The sequence below is a fragment of the Mucilaginibacter tolerans genome, from assembly GCF_030519375.1.
Classification (GTDB): domain Bacteria; phylum Bacteroidota; class Bacteroidia; order Sphingobacteriales; family Sphingobacteriaceae; genus Mucilaginibacter.
The window spans coordinates 313,513-339,214 of sequence record NZ_JAUMKB010000003.1 but is presented as its reverse complement, the minus strand read 5'-3'; the positions used below and the strand labels follow the sequence as shown (position 1 = coordinate 339,214).

Below are 25,702 nucleotides of genomic sequence, written 5' to 3'. Positions count from 1 at the left end.
ATAATGTGATGAAAGCTATCGAAAAAACATATCGCATCCTTGTAGTGGAGGACAATCCGGGAGATTTTTTGCTAATCTCGGATTGCTTGCGAGAGCAAATGATTGGCGTTGATATTTCTGGAGCGACCAGTTTCGGTGAATTAAAGGAGCTGATCACAGACGATGGCCCCTTTTATGATGTTGTACTATTGGACATTACCCTGCCTGATCAGGTAGGTGAGCCGCTTATACGTGAAACGTTGCAGCTTTTTCCCTATACACCTGTGATCATCCTTACCGGATATACAGATTTTGAATTCAGTGTGCGTTCGTTAACTCTGGGAGTGTCAGACTATCTGCTGAAAGAAGAGATCACTCCTTTCGTGCTTTACAAAAGCATTCTTTACAGCGTGGAAAGGAAAAAAATTACGTTCGACCTGGAAACGTCGGAAAAGCGGGTGCGCAGTTTTGCGCTGCAGCTGAATAATGCCATTGAAGAGGAGCGTTCGCGCATTGCACGTGAAATTCACGATGAGTTCGGACAGCAGCTTACAGGTATGAAAATGGGACTGAGTGCGTTAGAGGAAATGGCGGGCGGCAACCAGGAGATACGCACGGTGGTCCATGAAATACAGACACAAGTGGATGAGGGCATAGGTGCATTACGGCAGATTGCCAATGAGCTTCGCCCGGCCATTCTTGATAAACTTGGACTGGTGGCAGCTATTGAGTGGTTGCTGAGTGATTTCGAGAAAAAAACGGGTGCGCGTGGTTATCTGTATGTGAGTAACAAGGCGCGTCTGAAGATAAATGACAAAAACTTATCGGTCAATATTTTCAGGATATGCCAGGAGGCTATTACTAACGTGATTAAACATGCTATAGCCACCATCCTGCAGATATTTGTCAGGGTTAAAGATTCACAATTACACATCAACATTTCAGACAACGGCCGTGGAATGCCGGCCCGTGATCAGCATATGCCACTTTCGATGGGATTGTTGAATATGCAGGAGCGTGCAGCACTGATTGGCGCAGAACTGTCTATTGAAAGTGCACCGGGAAAAGGTACAATTATAGAAATAAAATGCAATTTATATGGCGACACGAATATTGATAGCTGACGATCATTCAGCCATACGCGCTGGTATTCAACGGATATGCAGCAATAAGCTTCTTGCCCCCCAGTTTGGTGAAGCCGAGAATTACCAGGAAGTATTCACTCAATTGAGGGAACAGCTCTGGGATCTATTGATTTTGGATATTGACTTACCCGGAATGAGTGGCCTGGAAATATTAAAGCAGGTTAAAAAAGATAAAATAAAAGTGCCTGTACTCATGTTCAGCTTTCATAGCGAGCAGCAAATAGCACTTAAAGCACTAAAAACAGGAGCTGCCGGATACTTGTCGAAAGATGCAGCAGATAAAGAATTGATTACTGCAATTGAACATGTGCTGGGCGGGAGAAAATATGTCTCGGCGGCTATTTCAGAAAAGCTATTTTCAATGCTGGACAGCGACCCTGATAAAGAACCACATGAATTACTATCAGAAAGGGAATATCAAATATTTCTTCTAATTGCATCAGGGAAAGATCTTTCGCAAATGGCCGATCTTTTATTTCTGAGCAGATCAACCATTAGTACCTATCGCGCACGTATACTGGAAAAAATGGAACTACGGAATAATGCTGAATTAGCCGCCTATGCCGCTAGCCATAAACTGGTTTAAGCGCTTCTTGTCATAATTATTACTACACGCTTTTCGTAACAACGACTATATTTTCCCGTGCTTTATCACCCCATTTTTGAATAAACAAAAACGGATATGAAGCATCCTCACTTTTTTTATCACTTGTATTGCATCAATATGGCTTGTCCCGGTTCTGTCTTTGGCACGATCCACGAGATAAGATTGGAACTAACATCGGAGAATATTACCAATACTCATTTGTGCCCGCAATGCGGCGCGACGTTGGTTACCGCAATCGATATTGAAATCAGACAGATACTGGTAGAAGCGAGGATACAGCTTCAACGTTAAACCGGACCTAAAATGGACATTCAAAATTAAATGCAATGAAAATCATAGGTAACCTGTTATACGGCCTTGTTCTCCTGCTGAATTTCGGCACACTGCTAACAATCGCCTGGTGTTTGCTGACACCCATCGATAAAAGACAACCCCTGTTTACAGGCCGACCGGCTTTAGAGTTCCCCCGCTCTTTAGCCGGAAAGCCTGAATTATCCAAACATAAAACTTTAAAAACAAGACGTGATGGAACCGATTATTAGACCTGCTATTTTATTGGTCCGGGGCGACCAGAGAAGCTATAGCTACCAATGCGCACAATGTGGTACAACTCATCAGCGGCGAGTGAAAATAGGAAAAGGCACCGGACCCTTTAGTGACGTGTCTTTGCTGCAGAGGCATTACTGCACACGCTGCGGTGCCAGCTTCGTTACCATTTTTCACTATGATAATTAATGTGTTGGAAACCCTGAAATGTTGAAAATATGAAGATCGATAAGAGCATTTCCCACGTGCTGGTTGTTGAAGATAACCCTGGTGACTTCGCCCTGGTGGATGATTTTCTGATGGAAAAGTTTACTTCCCCGCATGTGACGCAGGCTGAAACGTTTGCAGAGGCCAGAAAATATCTTAAATCAGGCAGTCAGAATTATGATCTGGTATTGCTGGACCTTTCATTGCCCGATAAGGCAGGAGAAGATTTGATCGCAGAAATGACCGCGCTGTGTGGCGTTGTTCCGGTGATCGTACTTACGGGTTACAGCGACTTTTCCTTTGGCATCAGGTCGTTATCACTTGGAGCAGCCGACTATATTTTGAAGGATGAACTTACACCGATGACGCTCCACAAGAGCATCCGGTATGCCCTGGAGCGAAAAAAAGCCATGTCAGCATTGGCTGAATCTGAAAAGAAATATAGCGAGCTTTTTCATTTGAGCCCACTCCCAATGTTTGTGTTTGCTTTCGATGGTTTGTCTATTCTTAATGTGAACAAATCAGCAATAAAACATTATGGTTATACAAAAGATGAGTTTCTGGGTATGACCATCAAGGATATATGCAAAGCAGGAGACATGTCGTTGCTGGAAGAATCCCTGATGACTTCCAAGCAGTACAACAAGCTGATGCTACCAGGACCTTATCGTCATTGCAAAAAGAATGGAGAGATTATCCATGTAGAAATACAGGGGAATTCAATGACATATAGAGGCATAGAAGCAAAAGTGGTATTGATTATAGACGTGACTGAGCGGCTGAACTATATTGGGGAGATTGAGATTCAAAATGAAAAGCTTAGAGAGATCTCGTGGATTCAATCTCACATGGTGCGTGCGCCGTTGGCCAGGTTGCTTGGGCTGATCGCCTTAATCCGGGACGTGAAGGATAATTCTGGTGAATTGCAATATATGATGAATTATCTGGAGGTTTCGGCTAATGAGTTGGATCAGGTGGTCAGGGAGATTACATCCAAGACCGTAATACCGGAAATTGACCCGCTGTTAAAGCAGGCTATTTGAAAGATGAAAAAGAGTTGTCTCAGAAAAGTCGCCGTCAGTGTTTGGCCGGGATTGGGCGGCCAACGTGATAGGCGCGCTATTTTAGTGTTATGACAACGATAGATTATGACAGCGCAATTTGAGATACAAGCCGCCCGTTACCGGGAAGAGACTCTTCGGAGGTCGGATAAGCTAATGGATTATTTCCTTGCTTGTTACGGCCTCACTGGTCTTGCTCTTGCTTTTTATTATAATACATGGCTAATTGCCGTGGGTTTTGGTGGTTCAGCGTTGGTGATTTATTATTCTGTCAAAGTGCTGATGCCCGGGTCGAATTTCTATCAGTATGTACTCAGTGCTGTATTCGGGGTGTTTACTGCTCAGTTTATTTACCAAATGCAGGGCCTGTTTGAGATGTATTTCTTCGCCTTTATTGCTAGCGCAATGCTTGTTACCTATCAAAAATGGAAGTTGCAGATACCTTTACTGGTAGTTGTGCTCATTATCTATTGTGTGCTAAATTATCTGAATAATATTGGATATAGAGTATATACCGACCGAGCCGGTCGTTTTGTTATACCCACGTATATCATCCATGTTGTATTGACAACGGCTATGTTTTTTGTCTGCGGGCTATCGGCGTACCAGCTTAAACAATACCAGGAAAAGCTAATCAGGCAGACACTATTGATGGCTGAACTAAAGCATGAGGCTCAACTCTCGCAACAAGTTCACCAGGAGCTCGCTCAACATGCAAAAGAACTTGCAAGGTCTAATGCGGAGCTGGAACAATTTGCCTATGTGGCCTCACATGATCTGCAAGAGCCACTGCGCATGGTAACTGGCTTTCTCACGCAGTTTAAGCGGAAGTATTATAATGTAGTGGACGACAATGGGAAGAACTACCTGCGTTTTGCGTTGGAGGGGAGCCAGCAGATGAAGCAAATTATCCATGACCTCCTTGATTATTCGCGGGTTGGGCGAATAGAGGACAAACGGGGGCAGGTTGCTCTGAATGAAGTAGTGAATGATATCGGGAAGTTATATCGCAAGGAGATTCATGAACAAAAAGTCATTATCCATTCTGAAGACCTCCCGGTAATTCATGCGCCAAAAGGAGCAGTCCGCCAGATATTTCAAAATTTGATCAGTAATGGTATCAAATATCAAAAGTCCGGGAACATTGCCAAGATTGACATAAACATACAGGAAACAGGCAGTCATTATCAATTTTCTATTCAGGATAATGGGATAGGAATCAGTCCCGAATATTTCGAGCAAATTTTTATTGTTTTTAAGAGGCTGAATAAGAAAACAGAGTATCCGGGTACGGGTATGGGGCTAGCTATTACCAAAAAGATCGTGGAAAACCTTGGTGGGACAATTCATGTAGAATCAGAGCAGGGTAAGGGGAGCGTTTTTTATTTTACAATTCCCAAAACAACGGGCGATCATCGAGGCGTGATCGAAAACTCAATCTAAATTTTACTCAAAACGACGTTCTTAGCAGCCGTAGGGACGCTTTTCGAACCCCTTTTTGCAAGATTTGCGATTATTGGCCTTCTAAATTAATTGAAATGTGTGATTTAAAAAGCATAAGCTTTTTTTTGTGTATAGACTCCCAGAATCAGCTGACCCTTCTGCATTTACTTTACCGGCGCAGGCGCATCCTTAAACTTGTTGTACTTACCCGTAAGCCTTCCGATAAAATAAATTACCGGGAAGACCACCTTTTGCACAAAGCCGGGTATTTCGAGCATGGCGAATTCGCTTTTATAGCGGGTCAATAGATAAGCGCCGTCAAATTGTTCGGGTTGCCCTCTGCCCGAGCGACTTTGAGCTTCATAAATCGCCGATAAAAAAAACTGGAGGTTGTTTGCAGGTTTTGCCCATCCTTCTACTTGTGCCTCGTTAGTGCCGCTATTCCAAAAGCGGTGGGGTGTACCCCTTGTAAACACAATGCTGTCACCTTCGCGAGCCACTTGCTCTGGTCCGCCCAACACCTGGTAACTTATCTGCCCTTTTTTTACAGTGATACATTCGTCCTGTTTATGATGAACATGCATCGGCGGACCACTCATCGGGTGTACCCAGCCATGAAGGATCAACTTGTCCCCGTCAGGCTCCCGCACTAATTCTCTGAAAACTATCTTTTCACCAAGGCCGTTTTCAATCGTTTTAGGAAATTGATTCATTGATTTAAATTTAGGGTTTTGAATTTACTTTGATGGTTCAGCTTTTCCTGCAACAAGGTTAAGCGCCAGGAAGTCAAACACGAGTGTAACGGCGCAGATCAGGCTCCTGAACCAGTTCATTGAACGCCATTGTTCCAATGCAGTTTTTATAGCCTCTAGGTTAGTGGCGATCGGCGATTTGAACATAATATCATTCCTGGGGTAGAAGTAGGCGAAGGTTAACATATCTGTGCCCACAGCAAATACGAGTGCTATGGCGCAATAAATTCTTACTCTTTTGCCCGCCCGCCAGCATAGTATCAGAGCCAGCAAGCCTGCCACCTGGTTAGCAGGCGAAAATATCCTGTAAAAAGTTCCGGGATTGGCCGCTTTAAAATAATCCCTCGTCGTTTGGATAGATGACGGTATATTGGCCCCCCAGTTACGGGCGTCAACCACCGAGGTGTAAATGTTTGTGAAAAGCAGGCCGGCTGCTAAGCTAATTGCCAATGCAAGTGATAGTTTACGTAGTGTCATGGGTATTAGGCTCTTAAAATAAATTTTGATTTTAAAATAAAGATATGCTAAATTAGGACAATGTCCTAATTTATTTGAAATTTATGTCAACCAAAGAAAAACTTGTCTCCAGGGCAGTAGAATTGTTTAATGAAAACGGAATAGAATATGTGGGAATGCGCGAGCTGGCGGCGGACTTAAATATGCGCGTTGGTAATGTCACCTACTATTTTCCAACCAAAGATGACCTGGTGATGGAGATAATAAGCCAACTTCGCGATTTGAACAGCAAAACCATCGGACCTGATTGCAGCAGTATCATCGATTTTTTGTCGATGTACAAGCAGGTATTCCACAATCAGTATCAATACAGATGTTTGTTGTTAAGTTTTGTGCACTTGGTTTCGAGGCATCCGTTATTTGCAGGCAATTATTTTGCAACCGAGGCAAAGAGAAGAGAAGCATTGCGGAGCCATTTAGCGTCCATGGTGAAAAATAACTATCTGTCAACTTCGCTTATCGGTGATAAAGTCGAGTTGGTCGTTTCGCATATCACCCTTATTTCAAGGTTTTGGCTATCCGAAGCACGCATTAGTTATGTGAATTGGACAACTGAGCAAACCATAGCTCATTATCTTAATTTATTAAGCGATATACTGCTTCCCTACGCTACAGATGAAGGGAAGAAACAGGTTGATAATTTCAGAAAGGAGCTTGGGGGAGATTTACCCAAAACTTGGAAATAAGAACGTTTAAGCGATCTAATGCTAAACCTGCCTTATGAATCGTTTCGAACTGTTGGCGATTAGCTTAAATGAAAAACGCCATTATCTTATAAGAAAACAGCGTTTATCGTAGCCCGTAGGGGGGCTTGACCTTTTTTGACGCAAAATCGGAGTCAATTCGGCTCATTCAAACTCATTCGATGTCATAGCGATTTGCCCTATAGCAACTACAAAAAGAACATATTCGAAGCTTTAAAAGATCCTTATTAATTTAAGGATTTTAAAGGAAACATTAGTTCAGCATTACTGCAACATTACTTCGACAACAACTCGACTGCTTTCATAATATCATTAATAAAGTGTACTAATGATATCCCTTATAAAATACAATATAGGGTACAGGCATTTATCAATACCTGATAGTTATTAATTATATGTCAAGTATTCTGTGCGGTTTACTTGACATTTGAAAAATAAAAAGTAACTTTGATCTGCGAGAATTTTAAAAAAAAATGAAAGTAGCCGAAAAAATTGCAGACAAGATTGCCGGGATGCCCGAAGGCAGCACCTTCCGCTACCAGGAACTGCCGATAGAACGCGAGGAATACACCGCCGCCGCGAAGGCTATCGAACGCCTGGTTAAAAACGGCCTGATCACGCGCGCCTCAACCGGGCTGTTTTACAAACCCAAACGCTCTGTTTTCGGAATTCTGAAACCCGATGAGCAGGAACTGCTGAAGCCTTATTTGTTTTTAGCCGGGAAAAGGATCGCCTACATTACCGGCACGCTGTTGTATAACCGGATGGGGCTGACCACGCAGGTGCCCAAAAACATTAAAATAGCTACCCGTGATAAACGACTGGAGCTGACGCTGGGTAACCAGAAGGTAACATCCATCAAAAGCTACGTAGATATCAATGACGATAATTACCGCTATCTCGAATATCTCGACGCGATCAAAGACTTTAAATCCATACCCGACCTCAACAAGGAAGCTGCGGTCCGGCTATTAAAGGACGGCATTGGCAAACTGGAAGACCGGCAGCTTCTTAAAAAGCTAGCCTTAAAATATCCACCCCGCGTAAGGGCCCTGGTAGGGGCTTTGATGGAGCTTGTAAGCCCCACGGAAGACCTTAACGCATTGCGCAAAAGCCTCAACCCGCTCAGTACTTTTGAGTTTGGGCTGAACACGAACCTATTGCCGAACAGCACCACCTGGAATATCGCCTGACCATGACCTTGCACAACAACCCGGAACTGTTTAAAGACGCGATCACAGCGACCGCCCAGCAAATGAAAATTGCCGAGATCTATGTCGAAAAAGATTATTGGGTCACGCTGGCGTTAAAAACCATTTTTGAATCTGAAATCGGAAAGGAAGCCGTTTTTAAGGGCGGAACCTCGCTGTCCAAATGTTATAAGTTGATCGAACGGTTTTCCGAGGACATCGATCTGGTCGTATTGCGCCGTGAGGGAGAAAGTGATAACCAGCTTAAAACGAAGATCAGGAACCTGACCAACCTGGTAGGAACCGTCATGCCCGAGATCGAAGTGGAGGGCATTACCCGCAAGATGGGTATGAACCGTAAAACGGCCCATGCGTATGCCAAGGGGGAATTCAAAGGCGAATTTGGGCAGATCCGCGAACACATCGTTGTCGAAGCCACCTGGCTGGGCAACTTCGAGCCTTATACCACCGCTGAAGTCAGCAGCTTTATTGCTGAAATGATGCGAAGCAATGGCCAGCAGGCATTGATCGACGAATATGGCTTACAGGCCTTCACCGTCAGGGTGCTGACCAAAGAGCGAACGATCTGTGAAAAGATCATGAGCCTGGTCAGGTTCTCTTACACGGAAGAACCTTATGAAGAGCTCGCCAAAAAGATCAGGCATATCTATGATATACATATGTTATTGAAAGATGCCGCCGCCTTTTTTGATTCAGAAGAGTTTGACAAATTGTTAAACATGGTCGGCAAAGATGATATTTTGACTTACAAGAATAATAACGGCTGGCTAAGCGCCCCGCCGCAAAATGCCATTATCTACGCAGAGCCGGAAGTTACCTGGGCAGCGATCCGCCAACCCTACCGTACCACATTTAAAGATTTGGTGACCGGCAGGCTGCCGGAAGAGTCGGAATTGATCGATACCTTAAAGCGTGTTTCCAAAAGGCTTCAATCGGTAGTATGGTCCGCAGGAATATTCGGGAGAGCCAATAATAGCTTATGCTAAAGAACTTAAAACAGGTTTGGTATTTTGCCGCAATGATATATATTCCTCATTAGTATTAAAGAGCGCAATATCTAACGACCATCAATCACTTTATGTAATATCGGAGTCCACAGAAGGCAAAAACGCCATCAAGCCTTGGGCGCTAGCGAAGATTTTATCCTACCTTTATTGACAGTAACTTTGACAGTAAAAACAAAAAACCCTCATAAGCATCTCACTTACAAGGGTATTTTGATAATCTAAGTAGCCCGTAGGGGAATCGAACCCCTGTTTCAAGAATGAAAATCTTGCGTCCTAACCCCTAGACGAACGGGCCTTGTCGAAGCAAAAAACTCAATTTAGAATCTTCCGTTTCGGGATGGCAAAGATATAGCTTTAACACAAGTTTTAAAATAATTTTTAAAAAAATATTTAGGCTATTTATAACTGTGTGATAATTAAGTCAAAAAAACAATTTGCAGGCTTATCCATTGTATTTCTTACAGTCAATTGTTATACATTTATATTGAATCAATAAAAACTTGTAAGGTTTTTTCCCTGCCACGACTAAGGTTCAGCCATTCAATAATTTGTAAAACTGTATTAACCACTTGATAATAACCAGGTGACATGAAAACCTTCGACGCAATTGTAATAGGATCCGGTCAGGCAGGAGGCCCTTTGGCCAAGAAACTTGCCCTCGCCGGCAAGAAGACTGCCCTAATAGAACGCAGATATGTGGGAGGTACCTGCGTAAATGATGGTTGCACGCCTACCAAAACATGGGTGGCGTCCGCCAAAGCAGCATACATGGCTTCGAACAGCGACGATCTGGGCGTTGATATCAAAAGCTTTAAAGTAAACATGACGCAAATCCAAAAGCGCAAGGACGATGTGGTGCTATTGTTTCGTAATGGAAGCCAGAAAGGACTCGAAGCCACAAAAGGGTTGAGCCTGATATTTGGAGAGGCGACATTTACTGCGCCTAAAACCATTTCGGTAAAGCTGAACAATGGTAAAGTGGAAGAAATAAAGGCTGATCTGATCTTCATAAATACTGGCTGTCAGCCTATCATACCTGAGATTGAAGGACTGAAAGACATTGATTATTTGACATCGACCTCCATACTGGAATTGAAAAGAGTTCCCGAACATCTGCTCGTTATCGGCGGAAATTATATCGGGCTGGAGTTCGGGCAGATGTTCAGACGATTTGGAAGCAAAGTCACCATACTTGAAAGATCAACAAGGATTGTTTCCCGGGAAGATGAAGATGTTTCTAAAGAATTAACCGATATTTTAGAGGAAGAGAAGATCAAAATATTGACTGGCTCAGAAGCGGTAAAATTCAAAGAAACGGCCAAAGGGAATATCTCAGCAACCATCAAAACGGAGAGCAAAGAACACAAGATCAAATGCTCGCATGTGCTGATCGCCATTGGCCGAAAACCTAATACAGAAATTCTTGCACTTGAAAAGACGGGTGTGGAAACCGATGACCACGGTTTTATTAAAGTAGATGACAGGCTCGAAACAAATGTAAAAGGCATTTATGCGTTGGGTGACGTAAAAGGCGGTCCTGCGTTTACCCATATTTCATATAATGATTTTACCATCATTTACCGTAACCTGGTAAAAGGAGAGAACCTGAGCATAAAAAACCGGCTTGTTCCCTACTGTATGTTTACGGATCCACAATTGGGTAGGGTAGGATTGGATGAAACTGAAGCAAGGAAACAGGGTCTGAAAGTTAAAGTTGCGAAATTGCCAATGGCGCACGTAGCGCGGGCAATTGAGACGGGCGATACCCGCGGATTTATGAAGGCGGTAGTTGACCCGAAAACAAAAAAAATATTAGGTGCAACGGTATTGGGACAGGAAGGTGGTGAGATCATGACCATGTTGCAAATGGCAATGGAGGGGGGCCTCACTTACGAACAAATACGTTATTTTGTGTTCGCACATCCGCTATATGCCGAATCGTTGAACAACCTTTTTATCACAATCGAGGAGTAAGTAGCCAATGATAAGGGTTGAACAACTGAGCAAGCATTTTGGCAGCATCAAGGCTGTTGATGGCATCTCGTTTGAGGTAGGCGATCGTGAAAAACTGATCCTGCTGGGCACCAGCGGTTGCGGGAAGACTACTACGCTGAAAATGATCAACCGGCTGATCGAGCCCACCTCGGGTAATGTATTCATAGATGGTAAAAACATTTTCGATCAATCTCCGGAAATTTTAAGACGTGGCATTGGCTACGTATTACAGAACAATGGTTTATTCCCACACTACACCGTCGGCGAAAATATTGCGATAGTGCCTCAATTATTAAAATGGGACGGCAAGCGTATCGAAAAGCGCGTTGCCGAATTGATGGAGAAGCTTCACCTGTCAAAAGATCAGCTCAAAGCTTATCCGAATGAACTGAGTGGTGGCGAGCAACAACGTGTGGGTTTAGCGAGGGCGTTAGTTGCAGATCCGCCGGTTTTGTTGATGGACGAACCATTTGGAGCGTTGGATAATGTTACCCGTTCAAAAATCCATGCTGAATTCAAAGCTTTGGATGAACTGAAAAGAAAAACCATAATCATGGTAACACACGATGTGCAGGAAGCTTTTGAATTGGGCGACCGCATCTGTCTGATGGACAAGGGAAAAATCGTACAGATTGGCACACCAGCCGACTTACTGTTCAAACCTGTCAATCATTTTGTTCAATCGTTTTTGAAAGAGCAACGACTACAATTGGAGTTTAAGGCAGTTCGCATCAAAGATATCTGGGGTTTGCTGCCGCATGCAAAGAAAACAGGGGATACTGGTTTAAATGCTGACATAACGGTTTGGTCAGGATTGGAGAATTTTAAATCTCAGCAGGCAGATCATCTGAATATTACTCACGAAAATGAAACACGGTCGGTGGGATTTGAGCAGCTGATAACCGCATTTTATAAATACCAAAACGGCCGCGCACATGAATGAGCATCAGCAAACTTTATGGGAGTTTATGCGGCAGCAAAGCGACAAGCTGTTGATGCAAACCCTGCAGCATATTGGCCTGACTTTTATTTCGCTAATCATTGCGGTTGTGATCGGGTTGCCTTTGGGCATCTGGATAACACGGAAAAAATATTTTTCGGGTATAGTATTAGGTACCGCCGGAGTTTTACAGACTATTCCTAGTATCGCACTCTTAGGCTTTATGATACCGTTGTTGGGTATCGGTATAAAACCCGCTATTGTTGCTTTGCTACTTTATGCACTTTTACCTATCATCCGTAACACTTATACAGGAATAACCGGAGTTGATGTAGCAGTGAAGGAAGCGGCACTTGCCATGGGAATGAACAAATGGCAAATTCTGTTTAAAGTAGAATTACCCTTAGCTATGCCGGTTATATTGGCAGGAATACGCACTGCAACGGTAATCAATGTCGGAGTAGCGACGCTGGCCTCTTATATTGCCGCGGGCGGTTTAGGCGAATTCATCTTTGGCGGTATTTCCCTTAACAATACCAATATGATACTTGCCGGGGCTATACCGGCTGCTTTGCTTGCTATTTTATTCGACTTTTTGCTGTCGCGATTGCAATATTTCAATTTCAGAAAAATAAAGACCGCCACTGCTACACTGCCACTACTACTGATAATACTGGCATCGTTCTATTTTATTCCTTCAGCTTATGGTGGTAAGCTGAAAGCTGGTTTTACGCCAGAATTTATGGGCAGGCAGGACGGTAATCTGGGGCTGGAAAGCAAGTACGGATTAAAAGTTCATCCTATAGTAATTAGCGATGCGGTAATGTATGAAGCCGCATATGAGAGGCAATTGGATGTGATCAGCGGTTACTCAACAGACGGGCGGTTGAAGGCGTATGATCTGATCGTTTTGGATGATGATAAAAAAATATTCCCGCCTTATTATGCAGCGCCCATTGTTCGGCAGGATGCATTGAAAAGATTGCCCGAGCTTGAAAATGCTCTTAATTTGCTGTCAGGTAAAATTACAGATTCTATTATGTCTGATCTGAATTACAGGACAGATTATTTGCACCAAAGCCCGGAAAGGGTGGCTGAGGATTTTTTAAAATCGCACAGGCTTTTAAAGCCCCTCCGAAATGGCAGTAACGGAACCGTACGTATCGGCTCAAAAATTTTTGGCGAGCAATACATATTGGCAAGCATGTATACGATGCTGATAAAAGGTTATACGGATTATGATGTAACCACCAAAACTGGGCTTGGTGGCACCAAAATATGTTTTGACGCTTTGAATAATAACCAGATTGATCTGTATCCTGAATATACCGGAACAGGCTTGCTGGCTATTCTTCAACCACCATCAAAAGCAATAGATTCTTTAATTGCCGATAACAATAAAACCTATAACTATGTTGCCAGCGAGTTTGGGAAAAAGTATGGTATTAAATGGCTTAAACCAATTGGCTTTAACAATGCATATGCTTTGATGATGCGCGAAAAACAGGCAAAGCAACTCAATATTAAAACAATTTCAGATTTGAAAAGGTATTTGGAGAGCAACCCATGATAAAACTTTCTGACAAATATAAAGAGGTACGGAAACGCACCGAACAAATTTGCGCCCCCTTGCAAACGGAAGATTATGTTGTGCAACCCATCGCGGACGTGAGTCCGCCTAAATGGCATTTGGGGCACACCTCGTGGTTTTTTGAAACCTTTATCCTGAAGCCTTATTTTATGGGTTACCAGGAGTTTGATGATCAGTATAACTTCGTTTTCAATAGCTATTACGAAACTGTCGGCACAAGGGTAATTCGCACTGACCGTGGAAATTTAAGCAGACCCACTGTTGCCGACATCTATCAGTATCGCGAATACGTAGATGAAGCAATGGACAAATTTCTGTGCGGCGAAATATCCGATGATGTAAAGGAATTGATGATACTCGGCCTCAATCATGAGGAACAGCACCAGGAGCTTTTATACGCCGATATCAAATACATTTTGGGACATAACCCTTTGTTCCCGGCATATTCTAAAGACTATATATCACCCAAACCTGCCGAACCAGCAAACACATCATTCATAAAAATTGAGGAGGGCATTTATGAGATCGGGCACCGGGGTGATGGGTTTTGCTTTGATAATGAATTGGGCCGGCATAAAGTCTATTTGAATGCTTATGAGATAAGCCCGGTGCTGGTTACCAACCAGGAATACCTGGAATTTATTAACGATGGGGGTTATCAGAACTTCAGGAACTGGCATGCCGAAGGGTGGGATTGGGTAAATAAAAATCACGTGTTAGCGCCGCTGTACTGGCACCAGATCAACGGTGCCTGGTATAATTATACGTATAATGGCCTGCAGTTGCTGAACCCAAAGGATACCCTGACTCATGTCAGTTATTTTGAGGCTTATGCCTATGCTGCGTGGAAAAGTTTGCGGTTGCCTACTGAATTTGAGTGGGAGGCGGCTGCCAATAAGTTCGACTGGGGCTATCGATGGGAGTGGACAGAAAGCGCTTATCTGCCTTATCCTGGTTTTGTGAAAGCACCGGGCGCAATAGGTGAATACAACGGGAAATTCATGGTGAACCAGCAGGTTTTGCGCGGTGCTTCTGAAGTGACTTCTCCCGGTCACGGCCGCGTCACATATCGCAATTTCTTTCAGACAAATTTACAATGGCAATTTACTGGCATACGTCTTGCTAAATAAAAATAATACAAAAACCTGAAAACATGGCTATTTATATGCTGCAATCAAGTTTAAATGACGCTGTAAATCTTAAAAAAGACCAGTTTTTTGACGACGTTGTCAATGGATTAAGGTCGAACCCCAAGCGCTTGAGCTCAAAATATTTTTATGATGCGAACGGCGATAAGCTTTTCCAGGACCTGATGAATTGTCAGGAGTACTATCCAACCAATTGCGAGCTGGAAATATTTTCGACTAAAACTGCCGAGATATGTAAAGCCATCGTAGCCGATGATAGCCCTTTTGACCTGATCGAATTAGGTGCTGGCGATGCAATGAAATCGTCTTACCTGCTTAAGTATCTTTTGGAACAAAAACAGGATTTTACCTATATGCCGATCGATATTTCTGATAATGTGATTTCCTATCTGAATGTTACTCTGCCGGTTACATTGCCAGGCATAAAAATACACGGCCTTAATGGTGAGTATTTTGATATGCTTAAACAGGCTGCTGTTGCATCCGATAGAAGGAAGGTAATATTGTTTTTAGGCTCTAACATCGGCAATATGCCGGTACCCGATGCAATTGGTTTCTGTAAAGAATTGCGTAATCACTTAAATGAGGGGGATATGGCCTTAATTGGCTTTGATCTGAAAAAGAACCCTGCTACTGTCTTAGCGGCTTACAATGATAAAGGGGGCATCACTAAAAGGTTCAATTTGAATTTATTAGCAAGAATCAATCGCGAACTGGGTGGAGATTTTGATCTGACCAAATTTGAGCACTACCCAACTTACGACCCGGAAACCGGAGCCTGTAAAAGCTACCTGGTAAGCCAGCAAGACCAGATCGTAACGATAGGAAACAGACATATCCATTTCCATAAAGACGAATATATCTTTATGGAAATATCACAAAAGTTTACCGTATTGCAAACCGGTCAGATTGCTGAAAAAGCTGATTTTAGGCCCGTAAAGCTATTTTTCGACAGCAAAAACTGGTTTCTGGATGCGATTTGGCTGGCGGAGTGATACATGCTGCGGAGAGGTGATGCATCGCGTCTGTGCGATTGTTATAAAACCTTGGGATTCAATTCCGAATCAACCAGCTCCCCTACTGGTTTGCCCATTAGCCATTTTTGGTGATCATTACGCTGCCAGCTATGCTTGGGCTCCGATACCCGTGCGCCGTCTGCTACATAAATAATCGTCATCACTTCTCGCATCTTGTCTGACTGGTTGCCTGGTGCATTGTGAATGGTAAATCCACGATGAAAAGTTGCATCACCCGCCTTCATCACCTGGGCTCGGGTAATGGGAAATTTTTGATTTTGCACGTAATCGTCGAATGCTGATTCTGACTCGTCTGAAATCTCAAAGTCGAATACAGCGCCATTTTTAAAGGAACCTGAGGCAAAGGTGAGCATACCCATATCTACATCAATGTCTACCAACGGCATCCAAAGCGTAATCGTATTGTTGGTATCGATAGGCCAGTAATACTGGTCCTGGTGCCAGGGAGTTGGGCCGCCCCCCGCCTCTTTAAACAGCGCCTGATCATGATAAATACGGACATTCTCAACGCCCATCAGATCGGCAGCAATTTTGGCCAGCCGTTTCGACAAAACAAATTTCTTTACTTCTTCATCGCACCGCCACAGGTTCATAATCTGTAAAAAAGCTTTACCATAGGTGTCCCTGTCGGTCATTTTGCGCTTTTCCGTATTATATTTTTCAGCGGCGCTTACTATGATGGGACGATATACAGCCATTTCATCGGCAGACAATACTCCACAAATCAATGTATGCCCTTTTTGTTGAAACTCTGTGATATTGTCCTGACTTACAGGCTGAAGATCATCCAGTTTAGGTAATTGGGAGATAGTGCTCATGGAAATGGAGGTTTATAATCAAATTTAATCCTGCATCAAACAAAAAAAAATGACAGCAATGGTGGATATATGGCATATATTATCATTATATTGCATTCTCTCAATTATTAACCCAAAATAACCTATGATCAAAGCTTCTTACGAAGTGCTTCAGCCTTCTAGCGGGCATTCGTTCCTGATCCGGACTTTCGGAAAAACAGGGTTTGATGCCCCTTACCATTTTCACGAAGAATACGAACTCACCTATATTGTGCATGGCCATGGCAAACGGTATGTAGGCAGCCACATGGAAAATTTTTCAAGCGGTGACCTTGTTCTGCTTGGTGCCAGTTTGCCACACTGCTGGAAATTGGAAGCTGACGGCACGAGCCACGAAGAAGCACGGGCAATTGTCATCCAGTTTAGTGGCAATTTCTTAGGCGATGATTTTTTGAATAAAGATGAACTGCTAGGGATTAAAAAGCTCCTCCAGGCAAGCGCCAGCGGTGTTTGCTTTAATGGTACTACCCGTACTGTTATAAATCGTGGTTTGACACACTTGTCACATGAAAAGAATAATTTCAAAATGTTGATCCAACTGCTTGAGATATTACAACGACTGGCATTTTCAACCGAGTATAAGTTGTTGGATCAACACCGGAGTATAGCGGAGCAATCGCGTGCGGAACAGGAGCGCATCAATCCGGTGTTTGCCTACCTGGTAGAAAACTTCAGGGGCGATATTTCGCTCGACCAGGCTTCCTGCATTGCCCACATGACGCCGAATGCATTCTGCAAATATTTTAAAAAGATCACGCGGAAAACCTTTATGGAAACCGTGATCGAATACCGGCTGAACTACGCTACACAACAGTTGGTGCAAACAGATAAGCCAATATCACAAATATCATTCGACAGCGGATTTGGTGATGTGTCGCATTTTTATAAAATGTTTAAGCATAAGATGCACCAAAGCCCGCTTAACTACCGCAAAAATTTTATGCGCGAATTTGAAGAGGAAAGTGTGGACCGGTTTACAGCCTGAAGTGTTTAATTAATCCTTTATCTTTTTACTCAATGAGAAGACGTTCATTATACCTTTTACCCTTGGGTGTTGCTATCGGTGCCGGTATCGGCGTCGCAATGAAAAATGTGGCTATAGGTGTAGCCATTGGTGTTGCGGTAGGAATGGCTATGTCTATCCTATCGCAAAGACGCTGATTTGCTAAGGTTCTGTAGTGTTTCTGTTAGTTCTCCACAGGCATTTCCCGTAGTTGTTTTGGTGTCAATTTTTCATATCCTGCAGGGGTAGCGAAGATGCCTGCCGGTACCGGCTCAAATTTGATCTCTTTTACAGTGGTCTTGGTTAATAAGCCATTGGTGCTGGAGGTAAACGACAGCGGGAAGCCTTTAGCGGTATCAAGAGTCATGGTTAGGGAATTTGGAATAAGATGTACTTCTTTAGTAAACCATGCCTCATCCGTCTCACCTGTCACTTTGTTAGTCAACACATATTTTAACGCTTTATAGTGGGCGATTGTTTGGGTATCCACACTGGCCACATAACTATAACCCAGCTTTGCGGGCGATTCTTCTTGTTGGTCTGCCTTGCTGTAGTCGATAACAATTTTTTTATCGCGCGAAGCCAATAAAACCCGCATGAAGTTGGTAGGCTTGTGGGTGATGATCGTAGTCGATTCATCATTCATTTGCTGTACGCTTACTGCCGAATCGCCTTTGAAATAAACTTTGGCCGTTTTGGGAAGATAGATCAGGTATCTTTTCAAACTATCCGGCAGCTGATACTGCAGATTATAAGTGATTGATCCTTCCAATACTTTTTTATGGCTGCATGAATAAAGTAATGAGGTTAGCAGAGCAAAATACAGAACGATTTTTTTTAACGGCATGACGAATAATATAAGGCCGCAAAGTTATCAAAAATGACTTTACTCTTTCCGCTAAATTAGTGGAAGGCATCGCAGTGCCGGGCCTTTCATTCAAAAGAGAGGTGAAAAAGCCTTCGTCAAATCCGTAAAACTACGCAAGCAATACCGTAATAACACTAACATCAATGCCGGAATGGGGATATAATTTTGGTTATTCATTAACCCATACCATTATGAGCAAGCTGACTTACATCGAAACCTGCCCCTTAGACCAATTTATTTTGAGAAAAGTATTATCGCGCTACGGCACTTCATGCGAAGTAAGGTGCACCGATAGTAGTATTGGCGTTTTAAGCCTGCTATCAAGCCGTAGTTTGAATGCTAAAAACATGCCGGATATGATCGTGCTGGATCTATATAATCCCGGTATGAATGTTTGGGACTTCCTTGACAAGATTAAATGGTTATACCCTACTTTTCCGAAACCACTTGAGATATACATACTATCGGCAAGCAAATTCGCAGCAGATGTGGAACGTGCCCGGAAATATTGGTTTGTAAAAGCCTTTATGCTGAAGCCGGTTACAAAGGAAATGATCATTGATCTGATCAACAAAAAGCAAGGTAATGCGCGCCGGTTCCCTATGTTGGAGGCTACTAATTGAATTACTCTAATTTACCCGCAACATTTAAGAGAATACAAGTGCTATGAGAAATACCCAAGGTCTTACCAGGGGTTATATCCAGGTAATGCATCAGATACCCGTCTACAATGCCGCGCATTACCTGCTCATAACTGGCTTTAAATTCAGGCATAAGCGGGACCACTGAATTGCGGAAGGTCATTTTCCCCCTCTCATCTACATAAACATACATAATGTAGTTAAACCCCTCATAGGTCTTATGAATGGTAATATTGTATTCAGGCGCAAGGTAGTCATCAGCAGCATCGGCTTCATTAATAGGTGTGGATTCATTTTTCACCTTCTCTACTTTTACTAATGGAGTTTTGCTTTTAAGGACGACGGGTTCCCGCGCCGAAAAAGTGCTGTCGGGTTGAGTGTTTACCTGTTTAGAGCGCAATTTGACAAATGCAGAGTCTTTCTTGCAAGGTAATCCCATTGCCATAATCTTCCTTGAGTCGTGGGATTTAATGTATCGATCGGAGTAAAATGTAAGAAGTACTTTTGAGCCTTCGTCGTGATCTTTAATGATTTTATTTTCAACCCGTAGCGCTTGTAATATCATACTATCGGGGGCCAATTTCCTCAGTTTAAACCAGGCGTCAACCATATTAAAGGTAGAGTCGTGATCGAAATAAACATGAAAGCCATAATACCTTTTCGTTTTCGGGCTGTAAACGTTCACCGAATCGTCGGATACGAAAAACAGCCTCCACGAGGGTTCTAACTGATAACCTTGTTTATCAAACTTTAATCCATTAGTGTAAATACGTTGTACTTCTGTAAAATGCGTGCCTTTAAAATCGCCAAATGGTAACCCCGGGCGCCTGAACTTTTTGCAGGAAAAACACAATAAAGGAATAAGCAGGATAACAAGAAACCGTAACCGTGTCATAAATCAGCTCAAAATAGTTAAAAATCAATAATCTTTGAATAAATTGCTTTGTAATCCAGCACCTGAGCCATGAAGAAGTTATTTCAGTTGATCTTACTTGCCTTACTAACCATACTTACCAACCTGGCTAACGCGCAGCGTAAACAAGTATTGCTCGATTCCTACTTTAATGATGAGCATAAAAAGGATGACCGGGGTGTTAGCATATCCTACCATTACAAATGGAACGAGGTGGATAACGATGGTTTTTCCATTTTTAAAGAAGCCTTCAAAAATGCCGGAGCCAGCGGAGTAACTATGCTTTACCGCGCTCCGGACCCTGACGTTTTGGGCTCGGCTGATGTTTATATTATTGTAGACCCTGACACCAAAAAAGAAAGCCCCAACCCTAAATATATCAGGCCCGAAAATGTGGAGGTGATACGCAACTGGGTAAAACAGGGCGGAGTATTACTGCTAATGGCCAATGACAGCGCCAATGTGGAACTAAAACATTTCAATACACTTGCCGAGCGTTTTGGTATTCATTTTAATGACGACCTGCGCAATCATGTAAAAGATGACCAGCATTTTAAAGATGGTGCCCTTATTGTAGACGAAGGTAATCCTATGCTGGTAACCGCTAAAAAGATATTCATGAAGGATATTTGCTCACTTACACTCAGCTTCCCTGCTGAACCAATATTGAGAGATGGCGAGGCCGTTATTATCGCTGTTTGCAGGTATGGGCGGGGCACAGTACTAGCTGTTGGCGATCCCTGGGTGTATAATGAGTATACCAATGGCCGGCTGCCTAAGGGTTTTGATAATGACAAGGCCGCTAACGATTTGGCACAGTGGCTTATACAGCAAATACCTGACAAATATTAGAGCAGCAATGTGTCCACCCTGTGCGCATGAACGATATTATCGCAAGGCGACCAGGAGAATATAGTAAATCTGCCATCCTGTGAAGCTACTAATGCAAAAGCATCGCGCTGGTCGTGTACAAATTGTGCAGCTGCAAAATGCCGTGTGCCGCCATCTTGCCCGGGTGCTATTAGTTGTGCTTGACTATCAATGATTGGTTCAGTTACCATTATTTCCTTTACCGTTTCCCCGCCATGCGGACGGGTGATCTTGGCTCCAAATGCCAGAAGTTCGTGGCGATCGTTGATGATTGTTGCACCATCCACTGCTGTGAGTCCGGCAACGCAGTCAATTTCCTTAGAAAGCTTTTCCTTCCATAAGGTCAGATTACGGTCGCGTACATTTTGCACCATGAGTCTGGCTAGACCATTAAACGAGGGCGAAACAGCATAGGATATCGGGTGAATAATAGATTCCCGCCATTTATCGCTGTCGGAGGGTACGATCAGCAATAAACCCCCATGACCATGTGCCCGCATAGATACGGCCAACTGTACATGCACATTTACAGGATTATTCCATGATAATTGTGACGAAAAGCCAAGCAATGATGATAGCAGTGCAGGACAATCAGGTACGTTAATGCTTTGCTCATCTACTACTTTCACGTCGTCGCCTTTCAAAACAGCTACGTTTACAAATTTTCCGAAGCCATCAACACGGCGGTGCTTGATTACAAGTAAACCCGGTTCAACTACTTCCAGTACAAAACAAAACCCCGGAATATCGTGCGTAGTGCCCCAGATATATAATTCATCTTCTTGCAGCCAAACACCTAAGTGGATGCCCGAGCGTTCAACCGCAGGCGCCAGTTTGATCAAAGCCTCAGTGGAGAGGGCAATGCGCTGTTCAAAAACTAAAGGCTGAGACGATTGGTCTGGGGGGAGGAACGCCAGTGATATTTTAGGCGAACGTCCTTCTTCTTTTCTCAGGCTGGTCCAGAATGCAGTATCAATAATTGCTTCTATAGTACGTTTGTCAGGCTGACAGGCTATCCCGTCTTCGCCACCTTTGCCGGCCTCGGCAATTTGCATCGCGAAATGCGATTCGATCGCTCCTGATACCAAACGTGCCGCTTTGTACGATGTTTCGCTTATCATTGACCTGATTCCTGTGTTCATAGAAGATTGAGAAAATTAAGACCCTAATTTAACCCAAATTACCCTGCTGCTATACCGGCATAGCAAAATATTACTTTAATATGCTTTTTTTCGATGAGCTTTACAAGCAGCTTACGGTGTTGGTCAGCTTTTTTAGCTGTGGTTCATTTATGATGCGAATACTTTTGCCTGTGACCTCTACAAGCTTTTCATCAGTGAATTCATTCATCACTTTAAAAAGAGTTTCATAAGAGGCGCCGGCAAACGAGGAAAGATCCTGCCGGGTCAGCTCGATACCGATGGAGCCATCCGTATTTACACCAAATTGGTTTTTGAGATTGATAAGTGCTTGTGCAATACGGCCTTTTACTGGCATGTGAACCAGGTTGCGGACGCGTTTTTCCGATTCCTGCAGTTCATTTGCCATAAAACGCATCAGTTTGTAGGTAAGGTTGTTGTTTACCTGCAAGGTTGACTCAAAAAATTCCATATCGATATAACAAACCACCACAGGCTCTAATGCCGTAGCCGTTACAAGGTAGTTGGAGTCGTCGCCAAGTCCGGTATGCCCTAATATCTCCCCTGCTTTTGCAAAACGTATGATCAGGTCCTTCTCGTTATCCCATTTCTTGTGCACCTTAACATTGCCGGAATAGAGGAAATAGATACCTTTTACGGGCTCACCTTCCCGGAAAACAGGATGGCCTTTTTTGATGGAGATGTTCTGTTTATGCACTGCAATGGCAGGGAGCCAGTCTTTAAGGGAAAGACGGCACATAAAACAACTTTTCAGATCGCACCCGTTGTTGGTTTTCATTCTCGGGTACAATATTAAATCTTAATGTCCGACAATGGCAAGGTTAGGATAAATTTATTCGTTGCAGCTTTTTAAATAATTTTCAATCGACCACCGGCCCGAGCCGATAATTGCAAATAGTACCAGCAATATCAACGCTACGATGGACGAAGCCAGGTCGGTATTAAAAGGTGACTGCAAGTAATTAATGAAAAACACGGCGCCGAATACTACCGGTATCTGCATTATGGCTGAAAAACGTGTGAGTATTCCCATAGCGATTAATGTTCCCCCAACCATATGTACAAAAGTCACATAGTAAACCAATAACATCAGTGCCCAGGGCGCTACTGTAATATCCGAGCGGGTTTCGATAAGTGATTTCAGGTTGGCTGTGTTGTCCATAAAGCCAAGCCCTTTTAATAGTAAAAATATGCCTAAAAGTACACGGATAACATCCAGAAACCGCGGGTGATGACTATCGCCCCATTTCTCGATTCGGTGGATAAAGTTCATAACAAACCTCCTTTGTAACAAGTTTTTGACAAACTGTTAAACCAAATATAATAAAAAAATTATGTCGCTCCAAGCAAATTGCCGGCTAAAGAATTGTTTTGTTAAATTTATCATTTGTATTGTTTGAGCAATAAAAAATGTTTATAAAATCCAATTTTAGCTCGTAAAATATTAATTAAACAATATTTTAATTTGACTATTCTAAAACTCTTCCTTACTTTTGCATCAAATTTGACGGCACTCTTCCAATCTTTATCTGCCGGTAAATTCTCCTTTTATATAATACGATGAAAACTACTGGATACGCAAATGGCATTCCTATCTCGCCTTCATTAAACTACTTGTCCGGACCTAAAGAAGACGCCAAAAAAAGTGTTGTTTTAAAAAAACGGCTCATCACTATTTCACTCTTATGTATCGCAGTGGCTGCTGTGATAAGTTTGATCGCCAAATTTTTGGTTTTGCTGATCAATCTGATCACCAACATATCTTTTTATGGAACTTTCTCTTTAAAATTCCAAAGCCCGGCTTATAACCATTTAGGCGTTTGGGTGCTCATTATACCTGCTATCGGTGGCATAGTGGTTGGGCTGATGGCATTATATGGCTCAAAAGCCATTCGTGGGCACGGGATTCCGGAGGCCATGGAGCAGATATTGGTTAATCAAAGCAAGATAAAGCCTCTTATCACTTTTCTCAAGCCGATATCATCGGCAATCGCTATCGGAACCGGTGGCCCGTTCGGTGCTGAAGGTCCGATCATCGCAACGGGTGGTGCATTAGGTTCGACGTTGGGGCAGATTTTCAGGATTACCTCCAACGAGCGGAAGATCATCCTGGCAGCAGGTGCCACGGCAGGTATGTCGGCTATATTTGGCACACCTATAGCAGCGGTTTTCCTGGCTATTGAATTGTTGCTGTTTGAGTTTTCACCCAAAGCTATTCTTCCGGTTGCTTTGGCTTGCATTACCGGTGCAGCGGGGCATCACCTGTTATTTGAATCCGGACCGGTGTTCCCTATGCCAGATGTTGGCGTACCGAGCAATATCGCGCTGGCTATTTATAGCTTCATGGGTATCATTATCGGCTTTTTAGCAATGGGACTAACGAAGGCCGTTTATTGGATAGAAGATGCTTTTGAAAAACTCCCAATCCACTGGATGTGGTGGCCGGCAATTGGCGGCGTGGCCGTTGGTGCAGTGGGTTATTTCGCGCCGCATACACTTGGCGTAGGTTATGATAATATCACCAATCTTTTATCCGGAAATTTGCCTCTTGCCATAATATTGAGCCTGTGCTTCTTTAAATTCATCTCATGGGCCATTGCATTAGGCAGTGGTACATCCGGTGGTACGCTTGCACCACTGCTAACCATGGGTGGCGCAGCAGGTGCAATCCTGGGTATCGTGCTTTCAAAAAACTTTCCTGAAGTAGGCATCAGCATACCTATGGCGGCCCTGATTGGCATGTCGGCTATGTTTGCCGGTGCATCCAGGGCTTATCTGACCAGTATTACTTTCGCACTCGAGGCCACCATGCAATCACATGCTTTATTGCCTTTGCTGGGGGCCTGCACGGCCTCGTACCTTATTTCATTCTTTCTGATGGAAAATACCATTATGACAGAGAAAATTGCCCGCCGCGGGGTTTTCACGCCCGACTCTTTCGAACCGGACTTGTTGCAGAAACTCACCGTTGCTCAGTTAATGAACGAAAACGACGTAGTCCTGGCATCACAGAATCCTATTAAAGAGGTAAAGCAATGGCTGGAGGAAAGGCACGATCAAAGTAATTACTTTATGACGGTTGACAATGATGGATCTTATTCTGGTATTTTAAAACGAACTGACCTGTTTTCGCCGGGTGTGAAGACGGATCACACCATAAAAGACATTCTAAATCCAGTCCATTTCTTCCTTAAAAATAATGACAGCCTGCGGACAGCTGTAGAAATAATGGCCAAACACGATACCGAGGCACTTCCGGTTATAGCTGCAAAAGGCGGTAAGATAATGGGCATGCTTACTTATCCCGACGTATTAACCGCTTATAAGCTTCACATCGAGGAGAATGAAACAGCAAATACGCAAATATCGCTCAAACGCCGCAGGATGAAAATGCTTATTAAAGGCAAGAAATTAATTCGTATCAATGACGTGTCAAAATAACAATTATTATCATCTTTAAATTACGCTTCCTGAAGAATAGTACTTTTGAAACGAATGTCT

General features: G+C 43.2%; 27 protein-coding genes and 1 tRNA gene. 19 read left to right on the top strand and 9 right to left on the bottom strand.

Annotated elements, in window-relative coordinates; translation table 11 throughout:
- The first annotated feature begins 8 nt into the window (after positions 1-8).
- From Q3A68_RS06235 to Q3A68_RS06210, 6 genes are all read left to right on the top strand, one after another.
- Entirely contained in the window at positions 9-1,103 is a 1,095-nt protein-coding gene (locus Q3A68_RS06235; RefSeq protein ID WP_302900196.1) for a hybrid sensor histidine kinase/response regulator, read from the top strand.
- Positions 1,078-1,710 (top strand): response regulator, encoded by a 633-nt coding sequence (locus Q3A68_RS06230; RefSeq protein WP_302900195.1) that lies wholly within the window; start codon positions 1,078-1,080, stop codon positions 1,708-1,710. Before Q3A68_RS06235 ends, Q3A68_RS06230 begins: the two co-directional genes overlap by 26 nt.
- A 96-nt stretch (positions 1,711-1,806) precedes the next feature.
- Positions 1,807-2,022 (top strand): hypothetical protein, encoded by a 216-nt coding sequence (locus Q3A68_RS06225; RefSeq protein WP_302900194.1) that lies wholly within the window; start codon positions 1,807-1,809, stop codon positions 2,020-2,022.
- A gap of 35 nt (positions 2,023-2,057) precedes the next feature.
- Positions 2,058-2,273: a hypothetical protein gene (locus Q3A68_RS06220; RefSeq protein WP_302900193.1), complete on the top strand. Its 216-nt coding sequence runs from the start codon at positions 2,058-2,060 to the stop codon at positions 2,271-2,273.
- A 222-nt stretch (positions 2,274-2,495) separates the two neighbouring features.
- On the top strand, positions 2,496-3,527 hold the full coding sequence (locus tag Q3A68_RS06215; RefSeq protein ID WP_302900192.1) for a response regulator: 1,032 nt from the start codon (positions 2,496-2,498) through the stop codon (positions 3,525-3,527).
- 105 nt (positions 3,528-3,632) lie between these two features.
- A complete protein-coding gene (locus Q3A68_RS06210; protein WP_302900191.1) occupies positions 3,633-4,988 on the top strand; it encodes an ATP-binding protein in 1,356 nt (451 codons plus the stop codon).
- A 164-nt stretch (positions 4,989-5,152) separates the two neighbouring features.
- Here Q3A68_RS06210 and Q3A68_RS06205 read toward each other — a convergent pair whose 3' ends face one another.
- Together Q3A68_RS06205 and Q3A68_RS06200 are read right to left on the bottom strand one after the other, a co-directional pair.
- Complete coding sequence (locus Q3A68_RS06205) at positions 5,153-5,701, bottom strand: cupin domain-containing protein (protein WP_302900190.1); 549 nt, start codon at positions 5,699-5,701, stop codon at positions 5,153-5,155.
- Positions 5,702-5,725: 24 nt separating this feature from the next.
- A complete protein-coding gene (locus tag Q3A68_RS06200) occupies positions 5,726-6,217 on the bottom strand; it encodes an anthrone oxygenase family protein (RefSeq protein ID WP_302900189.1) in 492 nt (163 codons plus the stop codon).
- 83 nt (positions 6,218-6,300) lie between these two features.
- Between Q3A68_RS06200 and Q3A68_RS06195 the strand changes: the two genes are divergently transcribed.
- The 3 genes from Q3A68_RS06195 to Q3A68_RS06185 all read left to right on the top strand — a co-directional run bounded on the left by Q3A68_RS06195 (position 6,301) and on the right by Q3A68_RS06185 (position 9,157).
- Positions 6,301-6,942, top strand: a complete 642-nt coding sequence (locus tag Q3A68_RS06195) for a TetR/AcrR family transcriptional regulator (RefSeq protein WP_302900188.1) — start codon at positions 6,301-6,303, stop codon at positions 6,940-6,942.
- Positions 6,943-7,433: 491 nt separating this feature from the next.
- On the top strand, positions 7,434-8,153 hold the full coding sequence (locus Q3A68_RS06190; protein WP_302900187.1) for a DUF6088 family protein: 720 nt from the start codon (positions 7,434-7,436) through the stop codon (positions 8,151-8,153).
- Between the two features lie 2 nt (positions 8,154-8,155).
- Positions 8,156-9,157, top strand: coding sequence for a nucleotidyl transferase AbiEii/AbiGii toxin family protein (locus Q3A68_RS06185; protein WP_302900186.1), 1,002 nt, complete (start codon positions 8,156-8,158; stop codon positions 9,155-9,157).
- Between the two features lie 244 nt (positions 9,158-9,401).
- Here the strand turns inward: Q3A68_RS06185 and Q3A68_RS06180 are convergent.
- A tRNA-Glu gene (locus Q3A68_RS06180) sits at positions 9,402-9,473 on the bottom strand.
- Between the two features lie 293 nt (positions 9,474-9,766).
- Here Q3A68_RS06180 and Q3A68_RS06175 point away from each other — a divergent pair.
- The 5 genes from Q3A68_RS06175 to Q3A68_RS06155 are packed head-to-tail and all read left to right on the top strand — an operon-like array spanning position 9,767 to position 15,847.
- Complete coding sequence (locus tag Q3A68_RS06175; protein ID WP_302900185.1) at positions 9,767-11,152, top strand: mercuric reductase; 1,386 nt, start codon at positions 9,767-9,769, stop codon at positions 11,150-11,152.
- Between the two features lie 7 nt (positions 11,153-11,159).
- Positions 11,160-12,116: an ABC transporter ATP-binding protein gene (locus Q3A68_RS06170; protein WP_302900184.1), complete on the top strand. Its 957-nt coding sequence runs from the start codon at positions 11,160-11,162 to the stop codon at positions 12,114-12,116.
- The gene (locus tag Q3A68_RS06165) at positions 12,109-13,683 is read left to right on the top strand and encodes an ABC transporter permease/substrate-binding protein (RefSeq protein ID WP_302900183.1); all 1,575 of its coding nucleotides are present in this window, start codon (positions 12,109-12,111) and stop codon (positions 13,681-13,683) included. Before Q3A68_RS06170 ends, Q3A68_RS06165 begins: the two co-directional genes overlap by 8 nt.
- Entirely contained in the window at positions 13,680-14,834 is a 1,155-nt protein-coding gene (egtB, locus tag Q3A68_RS06160; RefSeq protein WP_368045655.1) for an ergothioneine biosynthesis protein EgtB, read from the top strand. The genes Q3A68_RS06165 and egtB overlap by 4 nt, the downstream gene beginning before the upstream one ends.
- 23 nt (positions 14,835-14,857) lie before the next feature.
- A complete protein-coding gene (locus tag Q3A68_RS06155) occupies positions 14,858-15,847 on the top strand; it encodes an L-histidine N(alpha)-methyltransferase (protein ID WP_302900182.1) in 990 nt (329 codons plus the stop codon).
- Positions 15,848-15,888: 41 nt separating this feature from the next.
- Here Q3A68_RS06155 and Q3A68_RS06150 read toward each other — a convergent pair whose 3' ends face one another.
- Positions 15,889-16,707: a phytanoyl-CoA dioxygenase family protein gene (locus Q3A68_RS06150; RefSeq protein WP_302900181.1), complete on the bottom strand. Its 819-nt coding sequence runs from the start codon at positions 16,705-16,707 to the stop codon at positions 15,889-15,891.
- Positions 16,708-16,831: 124 nt separating this feature from the next.
- Between Q3A68_RS06150 and Q3A68_RS06145 the strand changes: the two genes are divergently transcribed.
- Both Q3A68_RS06145 and Q3A68_RS06140 read left to right on the top strand, forming a co-directional pair.
- Positions 16,832-17,731, top strand: a complete 900-nt coding sequence (locus Q3A68_RS06145; RefSeq protein ID WP_302900180.1) for an AraC family transcriptional regulator — start codon at positions 16,832-16,834, stop codon at positions 17,729-17,731.
- 32 nt (positions 17,732-17,763) lie between these two features.
- Complete coding sequence (locus tag Q3A68_RS06140) at positions 17,764-17,907, top strand: glycine zipper domain-containing protein (RefSeq protein ID WP_302900179.1); 144 nt, start codon at positions 17,764-17,766, stop codon at positions 17,905-17,907.
- A 26-nt stretch (positions 17,908-17,933) separates the two neighbouring features.
- On the opposite strand, the gene Q3A68_RS06135 is transcribed toward Q3A68_RS06140, so the two are convergent.
- Positions 17,934-18,596 carry a hypothetical protein gene (locus Q3A68_RS06135; protein WP_302900178.1) on the bottom strand — a complete coding sequence of 221 codons (663 nt, stop codon included), beginning with the start codon at positions 18,594-18,596 and terminating at the stop codon, positions 17,934-17,936.
- A 212-nt stretch (positions 18,597-18,808) separates the two neighbouring features.
- Between Q3A68_RS06135 and Q3A68_RS06130 the strand changes: the two genes are divergently transcribed.
- On the top strand, positions 18,809-19,240 hold the full coding sequence (locus Q3A68_RS06130; RefSeq protein ID WP_302900177.1) for a response regulator: 432 nt from the start codon (positions 18,809-18,811) through the stop codon (positions 19,238-19,240).
- Between the two features lies 1 nt (position 19,241).
- Here Q3A68_RS06130 and Q3A68_RS06125 read toward each other — a convergent pair whose 3' ends face one another.
- Positions 19,242-20,153 (bottom strand): hypothetical protein, encoded by a 912-nt coding sequence (locus Q3A68_RS06125; protein ID WP_302900176.1) that lies wholly within the window; start codon positions 20,151-20,153, stop codon positions 19,242-19,244.
- A 69-nt stretch (positions 20,154-20,222) separates the two neighbouring features.
- On the opposite strand from Q3A68_RS06125, the gene Q3A68_RS06120 reads away from it, so the two are divergent.
- Positions 20,223-21,023 (top strand): DUF4350 domain-containing protein, encoded by an 801-nt coding sequence (locus Q3A68_RS06120; protein ID WP_302900175.1) that lies wholly within the window; start codon positions 20,223-20,225, stop codon positions 21,021-21,023.
- Here Q3A68_RS06120 and Q3A68_RS06115 read toward each other — a convergent pair.
- The 3 genes from Q3A68_RS06115 to Q3A68_RS06105 form a co-directional block, all read right to left on the bottom strand.
- Positions 21,020-22,183, bottom strand: coding sequence for a putative sensor domain DACNV-containing protein (locus Q3A68_RS06115; RefSeq protein ID WP_302900174.1), 1,164 nt, complete (start codon positions 22,181-22,183; stop codon positions 21,020-21,022). The genes Q3A68_RS06120 and Q3A68_RS06115 overlap by 4 nt on opposite strands.
- A gap of 100 nt (positions 22,184-22,283) precedes the next feature.
- On the bottom strand, positions 22,284-22,979 hold the full coding sequence (locus tag Q3A68_RS06110) for a Crp/Fnr family transcriptional regulator (RefSeq protein WP_302900173.1): 696 nt from the start codon (positions 22,977-22,979) through the stop codon (positions 22,284-22,286).
- Between the two features lie 54 nt (positions 22,980-23,033).
- Complete coding sequence (locus Q3A68_RS06105) at positions 23,034-23,474, bottom strand: DoxX family protein (protein WP_302900172.1); 441 nt, start codon at positions 23,472-23,474, stop codon at positions 23,034-23,036.
- 287 nt (positions 23,475-23,761) lie between these two features.
- Here Q3A68_RS06105 and Q3A68_RS06100 point away from each other — a divergent pair, with 287 nt between their 5' ends.
- Positions 23,762-25,642, top strand: a complete 1,881-nt coding sequence (locus Q3A68_RS06100) for a chloride channel protein (RefSeq protein WP_302900171.1) — start codon at positions 23,762-23,764, stop codon at positions 25,640-25,642.
- The last annotated feature ends 60 nt before the right edge of the window (positions 25,643-25,702 follow it).

Bases quoted from the DNA above. Each gene is read 5' to 3' on its own strand.
- Q3A68_RS06165 (WP_302900183.1), top strand. From the start codon at position 12,109: ATGAATGAGCATCAGCAAACTTTATGGGAGTTTATGCGGCAGCAAAGC.
- Q3A68_RS06210 (WP_302900191.1), top strand. From the start codon at position 3,633: ATGACAGCGCAATTTGAGATACAAGCCGCCCGTTACCGGGAAGAGACT.
- Q3A68_RS06115 (WP_302900174.1), bottom strand. From the start codon at position 22,183: ATGAACACAGGAATCAGGTCAATGATAAGCGAAACATCGTACAAAGCG.
- Q3A68_RS06170 (WP_302900184.1), top strand. From the start codon at position 11,160: ATGATAAGGGTTGAACAACTGAGCAAGCATTTTGGCAGCATCAAGGCT.
- Q3A68_RS06140 (WP_302900179.1), top strand. From the start codon at position 17,764: ATGAGAAGACGTTCATTATACCTTTTACCCTTGGGTGTTGCTATCGGT.
- Q3A68_RS06155 (WP_302900182.1), top strand. From the start codon at position 14,858: ATGGCTATTTATATGCTGCAATCAAGTTTAAATGACGCTGTAAATCTT.
- Q3A68_RS06225 (WP_302900194.1), top strand. From the start codon at position 1,807: ATGAAGCATCCTCACTTTTTTTATCACTTGTATTGCATCAATATGGCT.
- Q3A68_RS06105 (WP_302900172.1), bottom strand. From the start codon at position 23,474: ATGAACTTTATCCACCGAATCGAGAAATGGGGCGATAGTCATCACCCG.
- Q3A68_RS06200 (WP_302900189.1), bottom strand. From the start codon at position 6,217: ATGACACTACGTAAACTATCACTTGCATTGGCAATTAGCTTAGCAGCC.
- egtB (WP_368045655.1), top strand. From the start codon at position 13,680: ATGATAAAACTTTCTGACAAATATAAAGAGGTACGGAAACGCACCGAA.
- Q3A68_RS06230 (WP_302900195.1), top strand. From the start codon at position 1,078: ATGGCGACACGAATATTGATAGCTGACGATCATTCAGCCATACGCGCT.
- Q3A68_RS06135 (WP_302900178.1), bottom strand. From the start codon at position 18,596: ATGCCGTTAAAAAAAATCGTTCTGTATTTTGCTCTGCTAACCTCATTA.
- Q3A68_RS06190 (WP_302900187.1), top strand. From the start codon at position 7,434: ATGAAAGTAGCCGAAAAAATTGCAGACAAGATTGCCGGGATGCCCGAA.
- Q3A68_RS06130 (WP_302900177.1), top strand. From the start codon at position 18,809: ATGAGCAAGCTGACTTACATCGAAACCTGCCCCTTAGACCAATTTATT.
- Q3A68_RS06145 (WP_302900180.1), top strand. From the start codon at position 16,832: ATGATCAAAGCTTCTTACGAAGTGCTTCAGCCTTCTAGCGGGCATTCG.
- Q3A68_RS06100 (WP_302900171.1), top strand. From the start codon at position 23,762: ATGAAAACTACTGGATACGCAAATGGCATTCCTATCTCGCCTTCATTA.
- Q3A68_RS06215 (WP_302900192.1), top strand. From the start codon at position 2,496: ATGAAGATCGATAAGAGCATTTCCCACGTGCTGGTTGTTGAAGATAAC.
- Q3A68_RS06150 (WP_302900181.1), bottom strand. From the start codon at position 16,707: ATGAGCACTATCTCCCAATTACCTAAACTGGATGATCTTCAGCCTGTA.
- Q3A68_RS06125 (WP_302900176.1), bottom strand. From the start codon at position 20,153: ATGACACGGTTACGGTTTCTTGTTATCCTGCTTATTCCTTTATTGTGT.
- Q3A68_RS06120 (WP_302900175.1), top strand. From the start codon at position 20,223: ATGAAGAAGTTATTTCAGTTGATCTTACTTGCCTTACTAACCATACTT.
- Q3A68_RS06185 (WP_302900186.1), top strand. From the start codon at position 8,156: ATGACCTTGCACAACAACCCGGAACTGTTTAAAGACGCGATCACAGCG.
- Q3A68_RS06175 (WP_302900185.1), top strand. From the start codon at position 9,767: ATGAAAACCTTCGACGCAATTGTAATAGGATCCGGTCAGGCAGGAGGC.
- Q3A68_RS06235 (WP_302900196.1), top strand. From the start codon at position 9: ATGAAAGCTATCGAAAAAACATATCGCATCCTTGTAGTGGAGGACAAT.
- Q3A68_RS06195 (WP_302900188.1), top strand. From the start codon at position 6,301: ATGTCAACCAAAGAAAAACTTGTCTCCAGGGCAGTAGAATTGTTTAAT.
- Q3A68_RS06205 (WP_302900190.1), bottom strand. From the start codon at position 5,701: ATGAATCAATTTCCTAAAACGATTGAAAACGGCCTTGGTGAAAAGATA.
- Q3A68_RS06110 (WP_302900173.1), bottom strand. From the start codon at position 22,979: ATGAAAACCAACAACGGGTGCGATCTGAAAAGTTGTTTTATGTGCCGT.
- Q3A68_RS06220 (WP_302900193.1), top strand. From the start codon at position 2,058: ATGAAAATCATAGGTAACCTGTTATACGGCCTTGTTCTCCTGCTGAAT.